Raw genomic sequence first — 22496 nt, 5'->3', positions numbered from 1 at the left:
GCAATAAGAAGAATTCAATTTGGAACGAAGATCATGAACAGTGCCCTCCAATTTAACGTGTCACCATATGCGTCTTTTATGCAGGAAACCAAAGTAACTTTGGGCAATGGCATTGAACTCCATGTTGAAATGGGCGGGAATCCTGAGCATCCAACGATCTTATTGATCATGGGTTTAGGTGCACAAATGCTGTTTTGGCCTGATTTCTTCTGTAAGGCATTAATCGACCAAGGTTTCCGTGTAGTTCGCTTTGATAATCGAGATATCGGTTTATCTTCTAAAATTCGTAATAAAGGCAAACGGCTCAATACCATGAAACTGATGAGTCGTTTCATGTTTGGGCTTCGCAATGAAGGTGCGCCTTATACTTTATATGATATGGCCGATGATGTGGCGATGCTGATTGATCAGCTAGGCATTGAGAAAGCCTATATTATTGGTGCCTCAATGGGCGGAATGATTTCACAGATTGTTGCTGCGAAATATCCAGAAAAAGTCGAAAAAATAGGTTTACTCTTTACCAGTAATAATCAACCATTTTTACCTCCCCCTTTTCCAAAGCAGCTTTTTAGCTTATTGGGTAAACCTGAAGGGCATGATGAAGAAACAATTATTAATCATAGTTTAAATGTTTTCCGTATTATCGGTTCACCTGGTTATGTCAATCCAGTCGAATCAATTCAAACCATTCGCAAATTATATCGACGTAGTTTTTATCCAGCGGGTGTACTTCAACAATTTTTAGCAATATTATGTACAGGTTCTTTGTTACCATTGAACAAAACAATTACTCAGCCGACTTTGGTTGTACACGGATCAAAAGATCGCCTGTTACCACCAAGTCACGGGAAAGCTGTTGCAAAAGCAATTTCTGGTGCTAAGTTTGAATTAATTCAAGGAATGGGGCATGATATTCCTGCACATTTCATTCCGCAACTTAGTGGTTTGTTTACTCACCACTTTAGATCATCACACTAGGACTCTATGGCTGCATTACCCTCATTAAGACAGCTATCATATTTAGTTACGTTGTCAGAAACTTTACATTTTACTGAAGCAGCGCGTCGTTCCTTTGTTACCCAGTCAACACTGTCTGGTGGCATCATGGAATTGGAGCGTTTATTAGGTGGCGTCTTAGTTGAGCGTGATCGTCAAAACGTCCGTTTAACCCCATTAGGTGAGCAAGTAGTGGCACGAGCGCGAGTGTTGCTTGCCGATGCCCAAGACCTGATGCGTTTAAGCCGAGAGATGAGTGAACCATTAACAGGTGATTTACATCTCGGTATTATTCCAACCATTGCACCTTTTATTCTGACTCAACTTTTAGATGAAGTTCATCAGCAATTACCAAAGATCCAACTGCACTTACATGAAGCACAGAGTGAGAAGATTGTAGAGAAGTTGGAACATGGTAATTTAGACATGATTGTACTTGCGCTTCCGTTTGATACGCGCAGTCTAAAAGTTGCTGAAATTGCCAAAGAACACTTATTCCTTGTGTATAACAAGAAAGATACCAATGCAGCCAATGCAAATTCTCTAGATGATTTGGATCTATCTCGTTTAATGCTGCTTGAGGAAGGACATTGCTTACGTGACCATGCTTTAAGTGCCTGCCCTGTTGGTGAGCGCAAAAATGATCATCGCTTAAAAGCAAGTTCATTACCAACGTTGGTTGAAATGGTATCGTCTGATTTAGGCTTTACCCTTTTACCTGAGATCGCGCTTAAAAATAGCATGATTCATTTCAACGAAGAGATTGATGTAAAAGCGATTGAAGCTGCACCAAGCCGCACATTGGCTTTAGTGACCCGTAAAAGTACACCACTACAAAGTGAGTTTGATGTGATCTTGCAAATTCTGCAAAAAATCACGGCTCATTTATCGTAATAAAAAAAGCCTGTAATTCGATTTGAGTTACAGGCTTTTTCAATGCAATTAGAATAATTATTAAATATCCAATAAATTCACTTGTTCAACTTGTACATCACTCATACGTAAACCTTGATCAAGTAATTCATTGAAATATGATTCCACCACTTTAGCTTGATCAGCAGTATTTTCAACTTTATACATATTCTGACGAAACTCATTACTTGAACGTAAGCCTTTGGTATACCAAGCAATATGCTTACGAGCAATACGACAGCCTGAGTATTCACCATAGAAATCATATAGCTCAGCCAGATGCCCCAATAATACTGCTTTAACTTCAGCTATATCAGGCGCAGCAAGATGCTCCCCAGTTTTTAAGTAATGCGCAATTTCTCGGAAGATCCAAGGTCGGCCTTGGGCTGCGCGCCCAATCATAATGGCATCTGCACCCGTATAATCCAGCACATATTTGGCTTTTTCAGGACTATCAATATCACCATTGGCAATCAATGGGATATCAATCAATTCTTTGACCTGCTTAATCAATTCATAGCGTGCTGTATTTAAATACATGTCTTCACGGGTACGACCATGCAAGGCTAAGGCTGCAATTCCAGATTCTTCGGCACGTTTGGCCACACGTAAAATATTTTCATGCCCATTTAAAAAACCTAATCGGGTTTTTAAAGTGACTGGTACATCCACTGCGGAAACTACGGCATCAAGAATACGCGCAACAAGATCTTCATCTTGCAATAAAGCCGAACCTGCAAGTTTGTTACAGACCTTTTTCGCAGGACACCCCATATTGATATCAACGATCTGTGCACCATTCGCCACCTGATAACGTGCTGCTTCTGCCAGTTGCTCAGGATCAGAACCTGCGATTTGTGCAGAGATTGGCGCAAGCTCACCATCAAAATTAGCCCGATAAAGACTCTTTTTACTCATACGTAGTGTCTTGTCTGCGGTCATCATTTCACTGACCGCATGTCCCGCACCAAAGTATTTGCACAGCGTTCTAAAAGGACGGTCTGTAACGCCAGCCATCGGAGCAACAATCAAATTATTTGACAGTTGATATGAACCAATATACATATATTTTCTTACAATTTCTGATCAACATAGTATACTTCATTCGCCCGTTCGGCTCATCTTTTTGTGCGGTGTTGTCTTCATTATGAACCAATCGTTTTCGACTCGTCCTCTATTCAAAACATTTAGCCTCTTGGCAATCAGCATAAGCTTAGTGGCTTGTGGTGATAATGCTTGGTGGTCAAATAATAAAGAACCCGAAATGAAGGCAGAACAAATTACCAAAGTACTGCCACCACGTGTTAATGATCGTCAGTCTTGGTCGCAAGATATCTTTGAGATCATGCAACAACTGAGTATTCCTAAAACCAAGCAAAATGTATGCAGCATTGTGGCTGTGGTTGATCAAGAGTCTAACTTTGTCGCTGACCCTGCTGTACCTGGCCTGGGTGAGAAAGCAGTTCAGGAAATCAATACACGCCTCAAAGAGAAGTTTGAGGCGAAATTAGGTGAAACGATTGGCGGCACGGTAGCGGGTTACTTTGAAGACGTGCTCAAAAATCAACCTTCGCCAGAAAATAACTACATGAGCCAAATGCGTAAAGTCAGAACCGAGCGTGAACTCGATTTGCTTTATCGTGAAATTTTTGACTATATGTCGAAGCATTACCATGTCAGTGCCCTAACAGGTGCAGCGAAATTGGTTGGACAAGATATTGGCGAGAAAATGAACCCGATTACCACACTGGGTTCTATGCAAGTGCATATTAATTATGCCAAAGAGCATAAACGCCAAAGCGGAAATATTGCTGAACTACGTAATGATCTCTATACCCAATACGGCGGCCTATATTATGGTATCCATCGTTTGATGGAATATTCTGCTGATTATGACAAAGCCATCTACCGTTTTGCCGATTACAATTCAGGCATGTATTCAAGCCGTAATGCAGCTTTTCAAAAGATGCTTGAAGTCATACAAGGTAAAGACCTTGATTTAGATGGAGATTTATTGCTTTATAATAAAGATGGGAATGTACAATCTGCACTGAGCCAATCTGAAAAAGAAGTGATCTCAGCATTTACCAACAATAAGATTTTAGTTACTCCACGTCAAATTCGCGCGGATTTAAAGAAAGAAAAAGAAAAGAAGTTTGAAGATACCCAAACTTATTTAGCCGTTCAAAAGTTGTATCAAAGTAAAACTAATAAAGAACCTATTTATGCAATTATGCCTGAGGTCGTTATTTCGGGCCCTAAACTGAGTCGTGATTACAATACCAATTGGTTTGCCAGTCGCGTTAATGGACGATATGAAACATGCATGCAAAGAGCGAAACGCATAAAACTCTAAATCTTGCTTTATTTGATTTTGATGGAACACTCTATCCAAGAGACAGTTTCACAGGATTTATTTTCTTTGCACTATCAAAACGTCATATTGTCAAAAGAGGCTTGAAAATCCTGCCATGGATTCAAGCCTACTATTTACGCCTCTACCCTGCGCATGCCATGCGACCACGTTTATTCCAAAGTATGTTCAAAGACATTTCTGTAGATGTGGTCGAGCAACTTGCTCAAGAATATGCACAGAAGCTGATTAAACGACTCGATCAGGATTTATTACAACAACTTCAACAACACCAACAACGTGGTGACCATATTGTGTTGGTATCTGCTTCGGTTGATATCTACCTAGCACCAATTTGTGAGTTTTTGAATATCGAGCTCATCTGCACGCAAACCGAAATCAAAAATGGACTTTTAACGGGTCGTTATCGTTCAGAAGATTGTAGCCGCGAACAAAAGAAATTGCGTATTTTACAGCAATATAATTTAGCAGATTACCAAGCAATTTATGCCTATGGTAATAGTGAAGAAGATCTCGATATGCTTTCTTTGGCGGACTATCCCTATATGGTTGGGCGTGATACGACTGTTGCGGTTCAATAGTCGATTGTTGAAAATCGATAGTTTGGTAACGCTTAGAAAAAACACTATACAAGCAGAATTATTAAGCTATTATTAAATTAATATTTAACAATTTTAATGATGTTGTGAATTGACCATGACCGCTTCTAGTGCACCTCAGGCCAATATTTTAACCATCCAACAACTGAGCAAAAAATTCGGCAAACGATTTGCAGTTGATCAAGCAACTTGGTCCGCCACAAGCGGTCAGATCATTTGCTTACTCGGACATTCAGGGTGTGGGAAAACCACCATGTTACGCCTCATTGCGGGCTTGGAAACGCCGAGTTCAGGCTCAATTCAACTTGAAAACCATATTCTTTGGAATAGTCAGCAGCACATTCCTGCCGAGCAGCGCAATATCGGCTTAGTTTTTCAGGACTATGCGCTGTTCCCGCATCTGAGTGTGCTGGAAAATGTCATGTTTGGCTTAGAGAAATTCCCAAAATCACAACGACAGGATATTGCTGAACAGGCTTTAACACATGTCTCTATGCATCAGCATGCACAGAGCTATCCATATACCTTATCGGGTGGAGAACAGCAACGTGTCGCATTGGCACGTGCGCTCGCACCTAAACCACATGTTTTATTAATGGATGAGCCATTTTCAAATCTTGATCATCGTCTACGCGATCAAATCCGTAAAAACACGATCAGCCTGTTAAAAAAAACCGCCACAACCACCATTATTGTCACCCATGATCCAGAAGAAGCCTTACAAATTGCAGATCAAATTATTTTGATGCACGAAGGTAAAATCATTCAAATAGGCAGCCCCAAACAACTTTATTTACAACCCGAAACACAATTCGCTGCCCGTTATTTTTCACATTTAAATAAAATACCCACTCAACAAAATAATCAACTACTGACGACCGCATTTGGCTCCATAAAAATCCCACAACACTTAAGCCAATCTCAGCAACCTATTCACTGCTACTTTCGACCACATCAACTACGCATTCAGCACCGGCAATCTGAAGGTTTTTTAGCAGCGAAAGTCATTTCAACCACCTTTATGGGACATATGCAGCAATTACATTTACAACTTAATACAGAAGCAGTTACCTTAATTGCTCAGGTTGATTACTTACAACATTTTTCAGAACAAGAAAATGTCTATGTTTCTGTTGATTTAAATACATGTTTTTACTATGCCACTTAGCATTTAACCTCTGGTTTGCTGAATCAGCAATTTGATATTCAATATCCTAAATATGAGTGAAAAAGAATGAATTTACGGTTTAAGCATCGTCTAGTTTTAACGGGTCTACTTGCACTCGGGAGCAGTTGGTTACATGCCGCCCAAGTCAATCTGTACACCACCCGCGAGCCCGCATTGATTCAACCTCTGCTACAAGAATTTAGTAGCAAGACAGGTGTTAAGGTCAATACGGTTTTTATCAAAGATGGTTTACTTGAGCGAGTGAAAGCCGAAGGCCGTCGCTCTCCAGCAGATGTATTACTCACCGTTGATTTTGGCAATCTAGTCGATTTAGTCGAAGGTGGCGTAACCCAACCGATTCAGTCAAAAATTTTGAATCAGGCGATTCCAGGTAATTTACGTGCTGCCAATGGGCACTGGTATGCCCTATCCATGCGGGCTCGTGCAGTCTATGCATCAAAAGAACGCGCCCCATTGACTGCAATCAATTATGAAGAACTAGCCAATCCGAAATGGAAAGGTAAAATCTGTATTCGTTCTGGCAGTCATGTCTATAACACCAGCCTAATTGCGGCTTATATTGCGCATCATGGCGAAAAAGCCACTGAACAATGGCTACGTGGGGTCAAAGCCAATTTGGCACGACCAGCCAGTGGCGGTGATCGCGACGTGGCACGCGATATTTTGGGTAAAATCTGTGATATTGGTGTTGCAAACACTTACTATGTGGGTCGTATGCGTACAGAAAATAATGTTGAACAGCAACGCTGGGGCAATGCCATCAACGTCGTTCTCCCTCGTTTTAGCAATGGCGGAACCCATGTCAATGTCTCTGGTGCGGCTGTCGCCAAGAATGCTCCCAACTCTAAACAGGCCGTCCAGTTGCTTGAGTTCTTGGTCTCTGACCATGCCCAAGCCATTTACGCACAAAGTGGTTTTGAATATCCAGTTAAACCTGGAGTCAAAATAGATCCTGTGATTGCCAGCTTTGGTAAATTGAATGTCGATACAATACGCTTGAGTGATATCGCTCGATACCGTAAAACAGCCAATCTTTTGGTCGATAAAGTACAGTTCAATCATTAAATCATATCAGTTAGGTGGCATTGACTCGCCACCTAGCGTCATTCCGCTTCATATTTAGTAAATTGACACCTTGATGATAAATAATAAATCCATACTGCAATCATTATTTTCGCTCAGTGGTCTTTTCACCATACTTGCCTGCTTACCTGTATTGGCGCTGGTTTGGTCTGCATTACAAGGCAATAGTGAGATTTGGGAGCATTTGATCCGTTATGTACTGCCTCCTACATTACTGGATACCACTTTATTATTATTTGGGGTGGGTCTACTCACGACCTTGATTGGAACAGGAAGTGCATGGCTGGTCACGGCTTATCAGTTTAGAGGGCGTGCATTTTTAAACTGGGCGCTATTACTGCCATTGGCTGTCCCCACCTATATCATTGCCTATAGCTATATTGACCTGTTACATCCCATTGGCCCAATACAAAGTGTGCTCGGCACTTGGTTCGGATGGGATAGACAACCTGATTGGTTTCCCAATATTCGTACCGTATGGGGATGCATTTTTTTATTAAGCTTTGTTCTATATCCCTACGTTTATTTAAGTACCCGCGCCATGTTTCTCATGCAGTCCGCCAGTCTGGTTGAAGTGGCACGCAGTCTTGGTCTAAAACCGAATCAGGTTTTCACTCGCGTCGCTATTCCACTGGCCCGACCAGCCATCGCAGTGGGTACGAGTTTAGCGCTGATGGAAACCATTAATGATATTGGTGCAACCGAGTTCTTGGGTGTAAAAACGCTGACCCTATCAATTTATTCCACATGGACCAATCAATCCGATTTAGCCAGTGCCGCTCAGATTGCCATTTTTATGCTCATGATTATTACATTCTTGGTGATTATTGAACGGTTTGGACGCCGTAAACAACGCTATATGAATTCAGCACAACGCAGCAAACTCATGCCTGCTCAACCGATCACAGGAGTTAAGGCATTCTTCTTGTTTGGACTTGGTTTTATTCCCGTTAGTATTGGCTTTCTCATTCCAACAAGTTATTTAGTCGCTGAATCGTATAAACGTCTACAATATGCAGGCTTTTCTCCTGAATTATTGCAGGCTTCAATCAACACCTTAAGCTTGGCAACGATTGCAACTTTCATTACTGTTCTCATTGCTTTTTTGATTGTCAGTGCCGCACGTTTTAACCAGAACACTTGGTTCAGCCGTATTTCCAGCTTAGGTTATGCCATTCCAGGAACTGTCTTAGCCATTGGACTGATGCTTTCTCTGGGTGCAATTGACCATGCTGTTGCAGACTTTCTGGAGTTCCAACTGGGTATCCATACTGGATTATTATTTCTAGGCACTACTTTTACTTTAATTTATGCTTATTGTGTTCGCTTTCTCGCCATTGCAATTGGGGGCATTGAGTCTGGATATAATCGTATCCACCATGTTTTTGATGATGCAGCAAAAAACTTGGGGCACAACCGATCAGCAACACTATGGCGAGTACATTTACCTTTATTACGCCCTGCAATGATTTCTGCTGCGTTACTGATCTTTGTCGATTGTATGAAGGAATTACCCGCAACCCTACTACTTCGACCACTGAATCTGGAGACACTGGCCACACAACTCTATGCAGAAGCATCCAGAGGAACCTATGAAGATGGCGCAATTGCCGCTTTATTGATTGTGCTGGTCGGACTGATTCCTGTCATTTTATTGGCACGTATAGGTCAATCCATCCAACAAAAATAAAAGTCTTCTTTGCATCACAAAAAAGACCTCAAATATTTGAGGTCTTTTTTAAATGCCATGAAATCATATCAACATTAATAAATGGCCATATGATCACGATGGATCATTTCTAGCGATCGTGCTTCACCGAGTACCTGATAGACTTTTTCTGATGATAAACCTTTGATCATTTCGGCAGAACGTGAACTAAAATTCACACGACCTACTGCAATACGACCACCGTTTTTATCAACACATTCCACCACATCACCACGATCAAAATGTCCTTCAATCGCTCTGACTCCAACAGGCAATAAACTACGGTGCTTGAGCTTAATCGCTTCAACAGCGCCATCATCAATCACTAAACGACCCGCAGTTTGCAAATGCGCAGCCAGCCATTGCTGATGTGCAGTGACACGGTCATTGTCCGTGGTGAATAAAGTACCCAACATCTCACCAGCCATTAGGCGAGCCAACACATTTTCGCTCTCCCCACTGGCAATCAAGGTTGGACAACCCGACTTTGCCGCTAGACGTGCAGCACGAACCTTCGTCACCATACCACCACGACCAAGCACACCACCGCCACCTGCCATTTCAAACAAACGATCATCGAGTGCTCGAACAGCAGAGAACAATTTTGCATTTGGATTGCTACGTGGATCTGAATCAAACATACCCTGTTGATCCGTTAAGATAATCAACAATTCTGCCTGTACCTGACCCGCAACCATAGCTGCCAAAGTATCGTTATCACCAAACCGAATTTCATCAGTAGAGACGGTGTCATTTTCATTAATGACTGGAATGACATGCCAATCAATCAAGTTTTGCAAAGCATCACAAGAGTTAAGATAACGACGACGATCAGCAAGGTCATCATGTGTGAGTAAGACTTGTGCCGTCTGGATACCATGTTGATCCAGTACACTTGACCAAGTATGGATTAAGCCCATTTGGCCAATGGCAGCACAAGCTTGCAAACTGGGTAGATCGGTGGGTCGACTCGCAAGTTTCATGCGTACCATCCCTTCTGCAACTGCACCTGAAGACACCAGAATAATCTCATGTCCAGCATTGTGTAGATCTGCAATTTGTTTCGCCCAGTGCGAAATTGCATTTAAATCTAGACCTTGCCCATTTGCAGTGAGTAAAGATGATCCGATTTTAACAACGATTCGTTTACACGCATTGAGCTGACGTTGCCCATCGACCACTTCTATCATTTTTCCCTCGGTTTACTAGTCACGAATGTAGACGCTTTCTACATCGCCTTCGTCTTCATCGTCATCAAAGTCTTCATCATCGTCCAAACCCGCTTCACGCTGTGCTTTACGCATGGCACGATATGCTTCTTTCGCTGCGATGGTTTGTTCACGTGTCTCAGCTTCAAGCTGTTCACGGAATGCTTTCACTTCTGCTGCATACTCAGGATCTTCAACTTCACGCTCACGTTGTTGTTCGATTTGATCCATTAAGTAATACACAACTTCTTTGGTTCCTTCTGACATAAGACCAGAAGTTTTAAATACAGGACCTTTCCATTGCAATTCATCAAGAATATGCTGACACCATTCTTCTCTTGATTCTTCTGCAATTTGATCCAATTTATTTAATACCAAGACCACTGGCAGTTTTGCCAATGTCGGAGAGAATTTTTCTAACTCACCTAAAATCGCTCTTGCATTATGTGCTGGGTCAGAACCATCAATTGGCTGAACATCAACAATATGCAAAAGAATACGCGTACGCGCCAAATGCTTAAGGAAACGAATTCCTAGACCAGCACCTTCAGCAGCCCCTTCGATTAATCCTGGAATATCTGCCATTACAAATGAGCGATGACGATCCGCATCGACCACACCGAGGTTTGGTACCATCGTGGTAAATGGATAATCTGCAACTTTTGGTTTTGCTGCGCTGACTGCACGAATAAATGTTGACTTACCTGCATTTGGCATACCAAGTAAGCCAACATCTGCAAGTACTTTCAACTCTAAACGGACTTCACGATATTCACCTTTGATACCGTGCGTACACTTACGTGGCGAACGGTTAGTCGATGATTTAAAGTGAGTATTACCTAAACCACCATCACCACCATGCGCAACTTTTACGCGCTGACCATCAGCGACCAAGTCACCAATAATGTCACCAGATTCTGTATCTACAATGGTTGTACCGACTGGTACTTTCAAAATAACGTCTTCACCACCACGACCAGAACAATTCGCACCCGAACCATTTTTACCACGCTCTGCACGATAGCGACGCGTATAACGGTAATCTACCAGTGTGCTGGTATCATCATCGGCTTGAATATATACACTTCCGCCACGTCCCCCATCACCGCCATCTGGGCCACCAAAAGGGACAAATTTTTCACGGCGAAAACTGGCTACGCCATTGCCACCGTCGCCAGCCTCTACGATAATGACTGCTTCATCAACAAAGCGCATGTGCCAATCCTCAAATTCTTAAAAGCGGACTATTTTGCCACATTTTAAGAAAATTCTCGAATAGAAAATTGAATGTAACAACAGTTTTTATTTCAATCTTGACCACATTAAGCAAAATTTTTAGTATTCCATTAATTTTATCAGTATAATTAATCACTTAAAAAAATTACAGGATAAAAATAAGTGTCATCATTATTTTATATTTGGGATGCGAAACAACATCATCCTGAAGTCACAATTGACTCATTGGCACAAGCAGAATATTACGCAACTAATTCTCAATGTACAGGATTCACCGAAAAGTTTAAAAATTGGCTACTTAATGTGGAGAATATCGTCACCAATCCTGAGCTTGCCGCAAATTTTGATGAGGAAATTATTGGCTCTTTTACCAATGTAATACGCTATTTAGATGCTGCTGACAATGTCTTTAAGATTGAACAAGGCTTATTGGTTAAAAGTAAATATCTCTATAAAATCTTGATTGAGACTTTACGCCAACATGACCTAGTTGCCTTTGATGCAAGGTCTTATCTCTTTTTTAGTCAGGAACAAATATTCCCAGACCAACACAATATTGAAAGAATGCTGGATGCTGTGCATCCTGTAACTCAAGAGCAACTAGAACAGTTTCAATCTATCCCCGCAACAAGAGAGCAACTTATTCTTTTTTCAGACAGATGGTTGAAAAAAAATCAAGATATTTTGCATTTTTTTGAAACAAAAAAAGCCAATCAATTTAATGAGTTAAAGCAAGGTTGGTTTAGAAATATTAATTCAAAAATTTATGAAAGCATTAATATACTTTGCCCAACTAGTGGCGATAACGTTATGTATACTGATATATCGCTAATGAGCTATATAGAACTAAAATCAAATACTATTCTACAAATATCACGAACACATTATATAGCCGAATATACTCTACAATATTTATCCAACATCCATGGTATAAAAGGCAAAGCTAGTCAGTTTAATGATCCAAAACAACTAAAGCATGTTTTACAGCAGATTTATGATTTTTTGATTTATGATGCAGAAAAACATAGAGATATTGAAACATTGAGTCAATGGATTAATCATGGTAGTGAAAAAGCCTATACATCCCCCTATCCTCGGTTGATGCTAGCTAAATATCTAAATGATCCTTTATATGATGATTTAGTTGCAGAAGCTGTACCTATATTAGAATCACAGCAAAGAGTTAAGCCTGGGCACCCGTGGTATATTAACCCCTCTCTAGAAAGTACATATTCAGAAGTCCAGAAACGTTTAGACGGATTACTTAAAAAATAGATTACTACCTTATGAACTCGGGTAAAATTTTTTGAAAAACTAAACTATCCCCCCTTCCTCATTATCATTCGACCTTGAACTATCTCAAGGTCTCACATTCTTCAACGGTAATTCCATTTGCATATCTAAATTGGCTTTGGTCTGCTGTACCGAGTTATACATGATCGCATCAAAGGAAGAAATTTTACTCATATTAATTGCATCATTCATATAAAAGCTCGGTTTAAATTGATGCTTTACAGGCAAATCAACAGACTCATCAAAAGCGAAATACACAGGTCCATCAAAAACAATTTTCACAGGAACGGTATAAGTACGTTTCAATTGAAATGGAATATCCAACTTCACTGGAATATCCAAACTCAAAGGAAACTTGGGTAATAATTTATTCTGATAGATCAAATCGGTGCTGGTTTCTATCGGCACCACTTCATCTACTTTCAGCATGGTTTCGTAGTTGATATCAACCGTAATCGGTGTTTCCACTTCAAAACTCAGATCAGCCAAATACTTCCCTTTTAATGGTAAATGCAAAGTCCGATCAATATCCAAAACCGTATTCAACTGACCTTCCGACTTCACTCTTAGGTGATCACCGACTTGGATCTTGGTGCCCAAAGATTCAGGCAAACGAATATCTGCCTGTTGCGCAGAAACAATCAAAGACGCCTGAATATTTAAATAAAACCAAAATAGGATTGCCACCAAAGTGGTCACGATCACAAAGCTAATCAGCAGGCTTTTCAGTGTTTTGGGCATCTCCATTACTCACCTACTTTTACATCATGTTGAGTCGCTTGCACTTCGACAGGCTGAGTTTTGACACGATCCAAATACATGGTGGATAAAGGAATTTTTAATTCACCCTGTGCAATTTTGACAGGCAAGGTATTTTTAACATCAACGGTAGCATTAAGCTCAGAAGTAATCGGTACATTCAAATTACCTTGAATTGGAATGTTCGCATCTAGCTGTGCTTTTAAAGGAATATTCAAGTTTTCTTTCAGTTCTGTACGAACAGGCGCATCGAATTTTAAATGAACTTTTTGTTGCAATGGCACTTGAATGTCAATCGGCACGTCCAGTTGCAATGGAATTGAGCCTTTTAATGGTAAGGTGACGTCCTTACCTAAAATTTTAACCTGAACCTTGGTATCAATCGGCAGGCTTTGATTGACCTTAATGGTTTCCTTTACAGGAATCGTGGTACTGATGGGCACTAAATTATCAAAATAAACCCGTGGTGTAAGTGTTTGAGTCAGCGGAACATTTAGTTGTTCATTAATTGGAATTTTGGCGTCAACACGTCCGTTCACATCTACATTTAAAGCATCTTTCACTTTTACCCGCACCTGCAAAGGTTCTTGTAAGTCGATCGCGACATCTTGATTTTTTAATGGAATATAAATATTAAAATGCTTGAACACCCACATTGCGATATATACGCCGCATAAATTGGCAACCACAATTAAAGCAAATACGATGAATAAACGTCTAAACTGCAACAATGAACAATTCCTTGATTGATTATGTCCCTTTTCCTCTATTTTTATCGATTTTTATGTTTAATTCAGCATATATTCTGTACAGTCAATAAAAAGCCCAGTTAATTAACTGGGCTTTTTATCACTCTGCGAACAAATTATGCATTTGTTTCAGCAGGGATTTTTGTATAGCTTACGCCACACATTTGTTCAGCGATACGTAATACTTGGCAGCTATAACCCACTTCGTTATCGTACCAAACATAAGCAGTTAAACGCGTACCTGAAGCAATTGTTGCTTGCGCATCAAATACACCTGCAGTACGTGAACCAATAAAGTCACTTGATACAACTTCAGTTGAGTTGGTATAACCAATTTGACCTTGCAAGCTAGAGTTGATTGAGATTTGACGAATGTATTCGTTCACTTCTTCACGATCAACTTCTTTCTCTAAGTTAAGGTTCAAGATTGCAAGAGATACGTTTGGTGTTGGTACGCGTACAGAGTTGCCTGTCAACTTACCTTTAAGACCTGGTAACGCTTTTGCAACTGCTTTTGCAGCACCAGTTTCAGTAATGACCATGTTCAATGTTGCAGCACGGCCACGACGATCAGCTTTATGATAGTTATCAATTAAGTTTTGGTCGTTTGTGAACGAGTGAACTGTTTCAACATGACCATTTAATACTTTGTATTTGTCATCTAAAACTTTTAATACAGGTGTAATTGCGTTGGTTGTACAGCTTGCAGCAGAGATGATTTTGTCTTCATCTAAGATGTCCGAGTTGTTCACACCAAACACAACGTTCTTCATCTCACCTTTACTTGGTGCAGTTAATACGACACGTGCAACGCCTGCACATTTCAAGTGTTGGCTTAGACCTTCAGCATCACGCCATTTACCTGTATTGTCGATCAGAAGTGCATTTTCAATACCATAAGCAGTGTAATCCACTTCGCTTGGGCTTGATGCATAGATCACTTTAATGAATTGACCATTTGCAATGATTGCTTCGTTTTCTTCATCTACAGAAATCGTACCGTCAAAAGTACCGTGAATAGAGTCACGACGTAATAGAGAAGCACGTTTCGCCAAGTCACCGTCAGATGATTTACGAACAACAATTGCTTTAAGGCTTAAACCACGACCCAAACCAGATTGGCTAATGATTAAACGCGCTAAGATACGACCGATACGACCAAAACCATAAAGAACAACATCTTTAGGCGCAGCAGCAGTCACGTTACCTTGAATTGGAGCAACTGCATTTGCAACGAAAGCATCTACATCGCCACCTTGGTTTTTATATTCAACAGCAAGTTTACCGATATCAACTTCAGCTGAACCGATGTTTTCAACTTTCATTAACGCTTCCAAAATTGGGAAGGTATTGACAACAGAAAGTTCAACATCAAGCATACGTGTACGACGATGCGTTTTTAAAATTTGAATAACTGAACGGTTAATTAAAGAACGGCCGTAAACAGAAACAACAATATTTTTCTCACGGTACAATTGACCAATTAAAGTAATCATACGTTCCGCGATTTCTTCACGGTTTTTCCAACGACCTTGGTGTTCTGCGTGTAGGGCAATGATAGTGTCTTTGCTCACTGATACGTCCTCTAATTTATATATACTGGGCGTGAATTTTTAAAACGCCATAATTGTAATAGAATTATCATCAAGATTGAATCAAAAGCTGCTAAACGAGCTAAGATTTTGTCCTAATTGACTATAAATTCATAAAATACCTATAATTATTTTTGTGAATTTTGGTAGAAATCCATTTTCATCATCAAAATAGCTGCAACCTAGTAGACTTTTATAACAGTTTTATTGATAGTTCAGCGTAATAGACAAGCACTTTTAGCTTTTCTCATCCAAATTTACCCGTTGCGAATACTGTTTTAAGTTCAATTCTAGATGCTGCTTGCGCTTTCTCTGTTGGTACAAATGCATTGCCCCTTCAATCACCAGTACCAACACAGCCAACCAAATCGGGATATAGGTTAACCATTCATCCACACCGATTTTCTCTCCAATGAGCAAAGAGACCAAGGCCAAAAGAACAGGTTCTAAATAACCCAGTAAACCGAAAATAATTAAAGGTAGATAGCGACTCGCAAGAATATAACTCCCCAGACCAATGGCACTAAGTAAACCTAGCCCCATCACCACCAAGATCAAACTCGGATATTCTAAAAACTTGAGATAAGGTGTATCCCCTGTTTGGGTAAAGAAAATCGCTACTGGAAGAATCAGTAAAAGATCCCACCAAAACCCACCCAAATTATCAGTTTGAATCTTTTTTCGAAGAATAAAATAAGCTGCATAACCCAAAGCAACAAAGGCAGTTTCCCAAGCAATACTGCCTAAACGCCAAACCTCATGTCCGACACCAAATGCAGCGAGCAATACCGCAACGTACTGCAACTTTGAAAGCTTTTCGCCGTATAGGATACTTCCAGCCAACACCAAAACCAGAGGTAATAGGAAATACCCCAATGAGACTTGTAACCCTCTTCCATGCATAGGGGCCCACAGAAATAGCCAGAGCTGAGCAGAAGTGAGTACTGAGGTGGTAATTAAAAGTAGTAATAATGAGGGTTGTGCGACAATTCTTTTAAATATGTGTTTGATATGACTCAAGTCACCGCTGAACCACATAAATAGTGTTAAAACAGGCAAGGTCGCAATGATTCGCCAACCAAAGGTTTGTTCACTGTCAAATGCACCAAGCAATTGAGTATAAAAGTACAAAACCCCAAAAGTAACTGAAGCCAAAACTGAATAAGCAATTCCTTTAAACATTTTAGGCCTCTAATTTTTTGGGGTATCTTCCAAAATATGTGATTTATCCACTATTTGGAATTAAAAAAACCATGCAAGCATGGTTCTTATTCAGTATATCGTATTTATTTAATGATGTTCAGGGTAAATCACATCACTAATATCATAACCTAATGATTTAGCGTAATTTAGATACTCATGAATAATTTCTTTTTTGGGATTAGGTATCCGTGAAAGTACCCATAAATATTTACGGCGCGGTTCTCCAACCAATACCGTTTGATAATCAGCATCAAGTTTTAAAATCCAGTAATCACCACGGATCACAGGGACCCAACGCACGACCTCTGGCAAGAAACTTACCCGCAATTTAGTATTAAATGGCGCATTGGCAACAAATGCCTCGCCTAAGCTTTGCTGTAGGTTGCCTTCACTGTCATAACACTTGTTATCAACAACAATATTGCCATTTTCATTTAAGGTATAAGTCGCGGTGACGTTATAGGCGCACTTACGCTCAAAAAACATCGGTTTTCGCGCTACTTCGTACCAAACGCCCAAATACTTATCGAGTTCAACTTTATCGACTGTCGGTAACGGTTTTGCTTGCGCATAAGCAATGGTTCCAACAGCCAGCCCAGTTAAGACAGCCCCACCAATCGCAATCTTTGCAAGGCGCCAACTCGCTTTCGGGAAATTTTTAATAAAAGGCATGAGAAATCCTCAAAACAGTAATTTGTTATCAATAGTCATATAGTTAGCAATTTAAAATAGCTTACTTTGTGAACAAAAACTGTTGCGATATGTATCCCTTTTGAGGATTTCTCTGTTTGATTATGACTGCAACATATGCGCTTTAAGACGGACAATCTCATCGCGTAATCTTGCAGCTTGTTCAAACTGGAGCTCTTTCGAGGCTTTTAACATTTCCTTTTCCAGTTTGCCAATATGCTTTGCAAACAGTTTTGGATCAGATAATAAATGCTGCTCATCTGCACTGATCGACTGTGCTTGCTCAAGTACTTTTTCATCAATTTCATCGTCGGTCAGTACTTCACCCGTATCGATTTCCTTGATCGCTTGGCGTACCGCACTACGTGGGGTAATCCCATGTAATTCATTAAATTCAATTTGCTTATTACGACGGCGATCTGTTTCATCCATCGCTTTACGCATCGAATCAGTAATACGATCGGCATATAAAATCGCTTTACCTTTGACATTACGTGCTGCACGACCAATGGTTTGAATCAATGAACGTTCTGAACGCAAGAAACCTTCTTTATCTGCATCTAAAATTGCAACCAAAGACACTTCTGGCATATCCAGACCTTCACGCAGCAAGTTAATCCCGACCAGTACATCGTGCACACCAGTACGTAGTTCGTGAATAATTTTGACACGCTCAACCGTATCAATATCCGAGTGCAGATAGGCCACTTTAACGCCATATTCTTTAAGATATGAAGTTAAATCCTCAGCCATACGTTTGGTTAAAGTCGTGACCAGCACACGTTCATTCAGCTGTTTACGAATATTGATTTCAGAAAGTACATCATCTACTTGGGTTAATACTGGACGCACTTCAATTTCAGGATCAATCAAGCCTGTTGGACGTACCACCTGCTCAACAATTTGCTCTGACTTTTCCAATTCATAATGGGCGGGTGTTGCGCTGACGAAAACGGTCGTTGGAACAATTCGCTCCCACTCTTCAAATTTCATTGGACGGTTATCCAAAGCACTTGGTAAGCGGAAACCATAATTGACCAAGTTTTCTTTACGCGAACGGTCGCCTTTATACATCGCACCAATTTGAGGAACAGTGACATGTGATTCATCAATAATCAGCAAAGCATCTTCGGGGATATAATCAAACAAAGTTGGCGGCGCTTCGCCTGCCCCACGACCTGAAAGATGACGCGAGTAGTTTTCAATCCCATTGGTATAGCCCAACTGTTGCATCATCTCTAAATCATAACGCGTACGCTGTTCAATCCGCTGTGCTTCCAATAATTTGTCATGCGCTTTGAAGAATTTCAGCTGATCTTTTAATTCGTCTCTAATGGTATCAATCGCGCGGGTTAAATGATCTTTCGGGGTCACATAATGACTCTTTGGATAAATGGTCACACGCGGCACTTTACATACCAATTTTCCTGTCAACGGATCAAACCAACGAATCGAGTCCACTTCATCATCAAATAACTCGACCCGAATCGCATCTTTATCCGATTCTGCTGGGAAAATATCAATAATTTCCCCACGGATACGATAGGTACCACGTAAAAACTCCAGTTCATTACGGGTATATTGCATCTCTACTAGACGACGAATGATCTCATCGCGACTGACGCGATCACCTTGTACAATATGCAATAGCATCTGCATATAGGCATTTGGATCACCCAAACCATAGATTGCAGAAACCGAAGCGACAATAATCGCATCACGACGCTCTAACAACGCACGTGTTGCCGAAAGACGCATTTGGTCAATGTGATCATTGATGGCAGAGTCTTTTTCGATAAAGGTATCGGATGATGGCACATAGGCTTCTGGTTGATAGTAATCGTAATAACTGACGAAATACTCCACCGCATTATTCGGGAAAAAAGCTTTAAACTCGCCATAGAGCTGCGCTGCTAGGGTTTTATTATGCGCCATGACAATGGTTGGGCGTTGCGTCTGTGCAATCACATTGGCCATGGTATAGGTTTTACCTGAACCAGTAACCCCGAGCAGTAATTGATTGCGAAAACCTTGGTCGATACCACTGACCAATTTTTCAATCGCCTGAGGTTGATCTCCCGCAGGTTGGTAGTTGGTGACTAACTCAAAAGGTTGATTTTCGCTCACGAGACTTCTCTTTGCTAAACATGCGTTATTAATGGAGTCGATCGACTCAATTTGCAATCTATTTTATGTACTTTAATGCGAATGTTTAGATGCAAATATTAGATTTAAATAATTACGTTCAAATTCACATATTTGTTTACTTAAAAAGTACGGCTAATTTTATATTTTCAACTAAAAAGATTGAATTTTTATACCAAAGCACATTAATCTATGCGCTTCAAAAATATCAAGAACTTTAAAATTTTTTGTGAATTCAGTTAATACACAATATTTTATATTAATCGTTCCCAGCTGCCTATTTTTCATTGGTTTGGCATTTACATTCTGTCGCTTAATTTTTAAAGCTGAGATTTTTTTATTATGGATTGGTTTGGCCTATACAATTCCCTCCATAGCACTTTTTATACAATGTTTGATGAGCAACCCGCAACTGACAATTGCTGCTCCATTCACTGCAATTCTTTATTTATTAGGTAGTTGGCTGGGTGCATATGCGATCAGCGTCAAGTTAAATAGGTCTTTCAATCATTACATCGCTTTCGCACTCGCAACCTTTGCCATTATTACACTGGCCTATTTTTCCTATGTAAATCCGCAAATATGGTTAAGGTTGATTATTTTGAATGCCACTCTTGGACTGATTGGCTTTATTACGATTCCTGCGGTATTGCAATCTCTGCCCGCCAGTAAATCATTTGATCGCTGGATTTTGATTTTCTATCTGCTGAATGTCTCCTATTCTTTTTGTCGTGCCATCATTAATTTTATATTTTTAGATAGCATTGATCGTGACCATATCATCCTCACCTCATCAACATGGTGGTTACTAGGGATGTCAGTCAATATTATTCTAAATATTTTATTCGCAATCGTAATCAGTGGTGGTGCCGTCAAAGATGTGATTCAGCATCTCAACAACGAACGTCTACAAGATCCATTAACCCAATTGCTTAATCGGCGGGGGTTTTTCGAAAAAAGTGAAAAACGAACCTTCAGCAATCATTGTTACTTTCTAGTTTGCTTAGATCTTGATCACTTTAAGTCAGTTAATGACACATGGGGACATTATATTGGTGATCAGGTCTTACAAAAAGTAAGCCGAGTCATGTTACAGCACAAAAAACCAAATGATTTAATGGCTCGTTTTGGAGGTGAAGAGTTTATTTGCTTGATCTCTGCAAAAGATGCAACTGAGGCACTATCTCGAACAAAACAACTGAAAACACAACTTGAACAAACCACATTTACGAGCCATAAAATTAAAATGACGGCCAGTTATGGCCTCACACAGATACATGACTTTGATGAAATTGAACAAGGATTGCGGCGTGCAGATAATTTACTCTATCAAGCAAAAGAGAATGGACGAAATCAAATTTCTTTTGACTTGATTATATAGATCTTTCATTCAAGCATAGCTTTAAAACCAATAGGATTGAATAAACCTCACATTAGACCTACCACCAAAGTAAAATATAAAAGAAAAATACAAACAGCGCTTGACCCTTTCAGCAATCGACTGCAACATGAACTTATACTCTATTTCAATGATAAGAATATGGCTTACCAATATCACGATGAAACAATCGTAACGGAACTCCCAGAAGATACGGTCTTTGTTTTTGGTAGTAATTTAGCAGGGATACATGACAGCGGCGCAGCCCGAGTCGCAGCACAACACTTTGCGGCAGTCAAAGGTGTCGGTCGTGGTTGGGCAGGACAAACCTTCGCAATTCCAACCCTGAATGAACACTTACAACAAATGCCATTGGCTCAGATAGAGCATTATGTCGAGGACTTTAAAGTCTACGCAAAACATCATCCTAAAATGAAATACTTTTTAACGGCCTTGGGCTGTGGTATCGCGGGTTATAAAGTATCGGAAATCGCCCCATTATTTAAAGGAATTCACTCCAATGTGATTTTTCCAGAATCCTTTCGCCCCTATATTGAAGAAGATGCTGTTTCGCAATTTCCTGATCTAACTGCTGAAGCGGTGCATGCTTTTATTTCAGATAAGGTCATTTTCTATTTTGATCATGGCTACGAGTCTTTCGAAGAAGCACTCGATCAGACTCAGTTAACCGCAGCTGAAAAGGCCATTGCTTTGGTTGTTTTAAATGAAGAGTTGTACCCACGTGATCGTTATGGTCGCGGTCGTGAACATGAAATCAATGATATTTTAGGCAAGCTCAATGGCAAAATTTTCAATTTCCATAACAACGCTGAAGGTGCCATGACCTTTGTGAGTGTCATTATTGCCTTGATGGAACTGTATGATATTGATGAGTACGATTTTCTCAAACTTTGGCGCGGCGAACTAAAAATACAACATCCATTAAACCGCCATTAATAAGAAAAAAAGCCAATCAGATTGATTGGCTTTTTTTCTTAACGCTTACCCATCGAACGACGTGTACCGCGTGGTGGCATCCAAGTGCGATCAGCATATTGTTCAGGTTTTGGACGAACCTGATTATGCGTTGCATCCTCAGCATCATCCTGAGCAGATGGCATCGGAAAAGGCAATTTCACCAAAGCTTTTTTGGCTTTAGGTTGTTGGGTACTCATTGGAATTCTCTCGAAATCTAGATTTCTAGCCGCATATTGTAATAGATTTTTGCGCTTTTGATAAAAATAAAATATGTAAAAAAACACAATGATTCTAATGCTTAAAATTTAGTAACTTTTTATGCGATTCTGGCAAGTTTCAGCCACAAAGAAGTCTATTTAGGCTAAGATAAGCTGCTTTTTATTTTTTAATCCCATAAGAAGGAA

20 protein-coding genes are annotated in these 22496 nt (G+C 40.2%); 10 read left to right on the top strand and 10 right to left on the bottom strand.

Annotation, left to right across the window (positions count from 1 at the left end):
- Window positions 1–33: 33 nt before the first annotated feature.
- Both estB and oxyR read left to right on the top strand, forming a co-directional pair.
- Window positions 34–978 (top strand): esterase EstB, encoded by a 945-nt coding sequence (gene estB, locus A7P55_RS09595; RefSeq protein ID WP_004808493.1) that lies wholly within the window; start codon window positions 34–36, stop codon window positions 976–978.
- 6 nt (window positions 979–984) lie between these two features.
- Window positions 985–1890 (top strand): LysR family transcriptional regulator OxyR, encoded by a 906-nt coding sequence (gene oxyR / locus A7P55_RS09590; protein ID WP_005145424.1) that lies wholly within the window; start codon window positions 985–987, stop codon window positions 1888–1890.
- A 60-nt stretch (window positions 1891–1950) separates the two neighbouring features.
- On the opposite strand, the gene dusB is transcribed toward oxyR, so the two are convergent.
- Complete coding sequence (dusB, locus tag A7P55_RS09585) at window positions 1951–2973, bottom strand: tRNA dihydrouridine synthase DusB (protein WP_171551926.1); 1023 nt, start codon at window positions 2971–2973, stop codon at window positions 1951–1953.
- An 82-nt stretch (window positions 2974–3055) separates the two neighbouring features.
- Between dusB and A7P55_RS09580 the strand changes: the two genes are divergently transcribed.
- The 5 genes from A7P55_RS09580 to A7P55_RS09560 all read left to right on the top strand — a co-directional run bounded on the left by A7P55_RS09580 (window position 3056) and on the right by A7P55_RS09560 (window position 8843).
- Window positions 3056–4264 carry a DUF1615 family protein gene (locus A7P55_RS09580; RefSeq protein WP_171551925.1) on the top strand — a complete coding sequence of 403 codons (1209 nt, stop codon included), beginning with the start codon at window positions 3056–3058 and terminating at the stop codon, window positions 4262–4264.
- The gene (locus A7P55_RS09575) at window positions 4231–4863 is read left to right on the top strand and encodes an HAD-IB family hydrolase (protein WP_171551924.1); all 633 of its coding nucleotides are present in this window, start codon (window positions 4231–4233) and stop codon (window positions 4861–4863) included. The genes A7P55_RS09580 and A7P55_RS09575 overlap by 34 nt, the downstream gene beginning before the upstream one ends.
- Before the next feature lie 115 nt (window positions 4864–4978).
- On the top strand, window positions 4979–6049 hold the full coding sequence (locus A7P55_RS09570; protein WP_171551923.1) for an ABC transporter ATP-binding protein: 1071 nt from the start codon (window positions 4979–4981) through the stop codon (window positions 6047–6049).
- Between the two features lie 66 nt (window positions 6050–6115).
- The gene (locus A7P55_RS09565) at window positions 6116–7135 is read left to right on the top strand and encodes a Fe(3+) ABC transporter substrate-binding protein (protein ID WP_171551922.1); all 1020 of its coding nucleotides are present in this window, start codon (window positions 6116–6118) and stop codon (window positions 7133–7135) included.
- A 73-nt stretch (window positions 7136–7208) separates the two neighbouring features.
- The gene (locus A7P55_RS09560; protein ID WP_171551921.1) at window positions 7209–8843 is read left to right on the top strand and encodes an iron ABC transporter permease; all 1635 of its coding nucleotides are present in this window, start codon (window positions 7209–7211) and stop codon (window positions 8841–8843) included.
- Between the two features lie 74 nt (window positions 8844–8917).
- Here the strand turns inward: A7P55_RS09560 and proB are convergent, their stop codons facing one another.
- A complete protein-coding gene (gene proB / locus A7P55_RS09555; RefSeq protein WP_171551920.1) occupies window positions 8918–10051 on the bottom strand; it encodes a glutamate 5-kinase in 1134 nt (377 codons plus the stop codon).
- 15 nt (window positions 10052–10066) lie between these two features.
- Window positions 10067–11284, bottom strand: coding sequence for an Obg family GTPase CgtA (gene cgtA / locus A7P55_RS09550; protein WP_004808499.1), 1218 nt, complete (start codon window positions 11282–11284; stop codon window positions 10067–10069).
- A 183-nt stretch (window positions 11285–11467) separates the two neighbouring features.
- Between cgtA and A7P55_RS09545 the strand changes: the two genes are divergently transcribed.
- On the top strand, window positions 11468–12580 hold the full coding sequence (locus A7P55_RS09545) for a hypothetical protein (protein WP_216078015.1): 1113 nt from the start codon (window positions 11468–11470) through the stop codon (window positions 12578–12580).
- 84 nt (window positions 12581–12664) lie between these two features.
- On the opposite strand, the gene A7P55_RS09540 is transcribed toward A7P55_RS09545, so the two are convergent.
- The 6 genes from A7P55_RS09540 to uvrB all read right to left on the bottom strand — a co-directional run bounded on the left by A7P55_RS09540 (window position 12665) and on the right by uvrB (window position 19718).
- The gene (locus A7P55_RS09540) at window positions 12665–13345 is read right to left on the bottom strand and encodes a hypothetical protein (RefSeq protein ID WP_171551919.1); all 681 of its coding nucleotides are present in this window, start codon (window positions 13343–13345) and stop codon (window positions 12665–12667) included.
- On the bottom strand, window positions 13345–14088 hold the full coding sequence (locus A7P55_RS09535; protein WP_216078014.1) for an MFS transporter: 744 nt from the start codon (window positions 14086–14088) through the stop codon (window positions 13345–13347). Before A7P55_RS09535 ends, A7P55_RS09540 begins: the two co-directional genes overlap by 1 nt.
- 134 nt (window positions 14089–14222) lie before the next feature.
- The gene (locus A7P55_RS09530; protein ID WP_171551918.1) at window positions 14223–15680 is read right to left on the bottom strand and encodes a glyceraldehyde-3-phosphate dehydrogenase; all 1458 of its coding nucleotides are present in this window, start codon (window positions 15678–15680) and stop codon (window positions 14223–14225) included.
- A 255-nt stretch (window positions 15681–15935) separates the two neighbouring features.
- Window positions 15936–16880, bottom strand: a complete 945-nt coding sequence (gene rarD, locus A7P55_RS09525) for an EamA family transporter RarD (protein ID WP_171551917.1) — start codon at window positions 16878–16880, stop codon at window positions 15936–15938.
- A 108-nt stretch (window positions 16881–16988) separates the two neighbouring features.
- On the bottom strand, window positions 16989–17573 hold the full coding sequence (locus A7P55_RS09520; protein WP_016163065.1) for a lipocalin family protein: 585 nt from the start codon (window positions 17571–17573) through the stop codon (window positions 16989–16991).
- 120 nt (window positions 17574–17693) lie between these two features.
- Complete coding sequence (gene uvrB / locus A7P55_RS09515) at window positions 17694–19718, bottom strand: excinuclease ABC subunit UvrB (RefSeq protein ID WP_171551916.1); 2025 nt, start codon at window positions 19716–19718, stop codon at window positions 17694–17696.
- A gap of 415 nt (window positions 19719–20133) precedes the next feature.
- On the opposite strand from uvrB, the gene A7P55_RS09510 reads away from it, so the two are divergent.
- Window positions 20134–21117: a GGDEF domain-containing protein gene (locus A7P55_RS09510; RefSeq protein ID WP_216078012.1), complete on the top strand. Its 984-nt coding sequence runs from the start codon at window positions 20134–20136 to the stop codon at window positions 21115–21117.
- A gap of 159 nt (window positions 21118–21276) precedes the next feature.
- Window positions 21277–22071: a hypothetical protein gene (locus A7P55_RS09505; RefSeq protein ID WP_171551914.1), complete on the top strand. Its 795-nt coding sequence runs from the start codon at window positions 21277–21279 to the stop codon at window positions 22069–22071.
- Between the two features lie 38 nt (window positions 22072–22109).
- On the opposite strand, the gene A7P55_RS09500 is transcribed toward A7P55_RS09505, so the two are convergent.
- Window positions 22110–22289, bottom strand: coding sequence for a hypothetical protein (locus A7P55_RS09500; protein ID WP_004652676.1), 180 nt, complete (start codon window positions 22287–22289; stop codon window positions 22110–22112).
- Between the last annotated feature and the right edge of the window lie 207 nt (window positions 22290–22496).

The sequence above is a fragment of the Acinetobacter sp. Ac_5812 genome (genome assembly GCF_013072695.1).
Taxonomy (GTDB): Bacteria; Pseudomonadota; Gammaproteobacteria; order Pseudomonadales; family Moraxellaceae; genus Acinetobacter.
Note: the sequence above shows the minus strand (reverse complement) of the source record. Positions and strands in the feature narration are given on the sequence as shown.

Excerpts from the sequence above, each read along its gene's own strand:
- estB (WP_004808493.1), top strand. The coding sequence starts at position 34 with ATGAACAGTGCCCTCCAATTTAACGTGTCACCATATGCGTCTTTTATG.
- oxyR (WP_005145424.1), top strand. The coding sequence starts at position 985 with ATGGCTGCATTACCCTCATTAAGACAGCTATCATATTTAGTTACGTTG.
- dusB (WP_171551926.1), bottom strand. The coding sequence starts at position 2,973 with ATGTATATTGGTTCATATCAACTGTCAAATAATTTGATTGTTGCTCCG.
- A7P55_RS09580 (WP_171551925.1), top strand. The coding sequence starts at position 3,056 with ATGAACCAATCGTTTTCGACTCGTCCTCTATTCAAAACATTTAGCCTC.
- A7P55_RS09575 (WP_171551924.1), top strand. The coding sequence starts at position 4,231 with ATGCATGCAAAGAGCGAAACGCATAAAACTCTAAATCTTGCTTTATTT.
- A7P55_RS09570 (WP_171551923.1), top strand. The coding sequence starts at position 4,979 with ATGACCGCTTCTAGTGCACCTCAGGCCAATATTTTAACCATCCAACAA.
- A7P55_RS09565 (WP_171551922.1), top strand. The coding sequence starts at position 6,116 with ATGAATTTACGGTTTAAGCATCGTCTAGTTTTAACGGGTCTACTTGCA.
- A7P55_RS09560 (WP_171551921.1), top strand. The coding sequence starts at position 7,209 with ATGATAAATAATAAATCCATACTGCAATCATTATTTTCGCTCAGTGGT.
- proB (WP_171551920.1), bottom strand. The coding sequence starts at position 10,051 with ATGATAGAAGTGGTCGATGGGCAACGTCAGCTCAATGCGTGTAAACGA.
- cgtA (WP_004808499.1), bottom strand. The coding sequence starts at position 11,284 with ATGCGCTTTGTTGATGAAGCAGTCATTATCGTAGAGGCTGGCGACGGT.
- A7P55_RS09540 (WP_171551919.1), bottom strand. The coding sequence starts at position 13,345 with ATGGAGATGCCCAAAACACTGAAAAGCCTGCTGATTAGCTTTGTGATC.
- rarD (WP_171551917.1), bottom strand. The coding sequence starts at position 16,880 with ATGTTTAAAGGAATTGCTTATTCAGTTTTGGCTTCAGTTACTTTTGGG.
- A7P55_RS09520 (WP_016163065.1), bottom strand. The coding sequence starts at position 17,573 with ATGCCTTTTATTAAAAATTTCCCGAAAGCGAGTTGGCGCCTTGCAAAG.
- A7P55_RS09510 (WP_216078012.1), top strand. The coding sequence starts at position 20,134 with ATGAGCAACCCGCAACTGACAATTGCTGCTCCATTCACTGCAATTCTT.
- A7P55_RS09505 (WP_171551914.1), top strand. The coding sequence starts at position 21,277 with ATGGCTTACCAATATCACGATGAAACAATCGTAACGGAACTCCCAGAA.
- A7P55_RS09500 (WP_004652676.1), bottom strand. The coding sequence starts at position 22,289 with ATGAGTACCCAACAACCTAAAGCCAAAAAAGCTTTGGTGAAATTGCCT.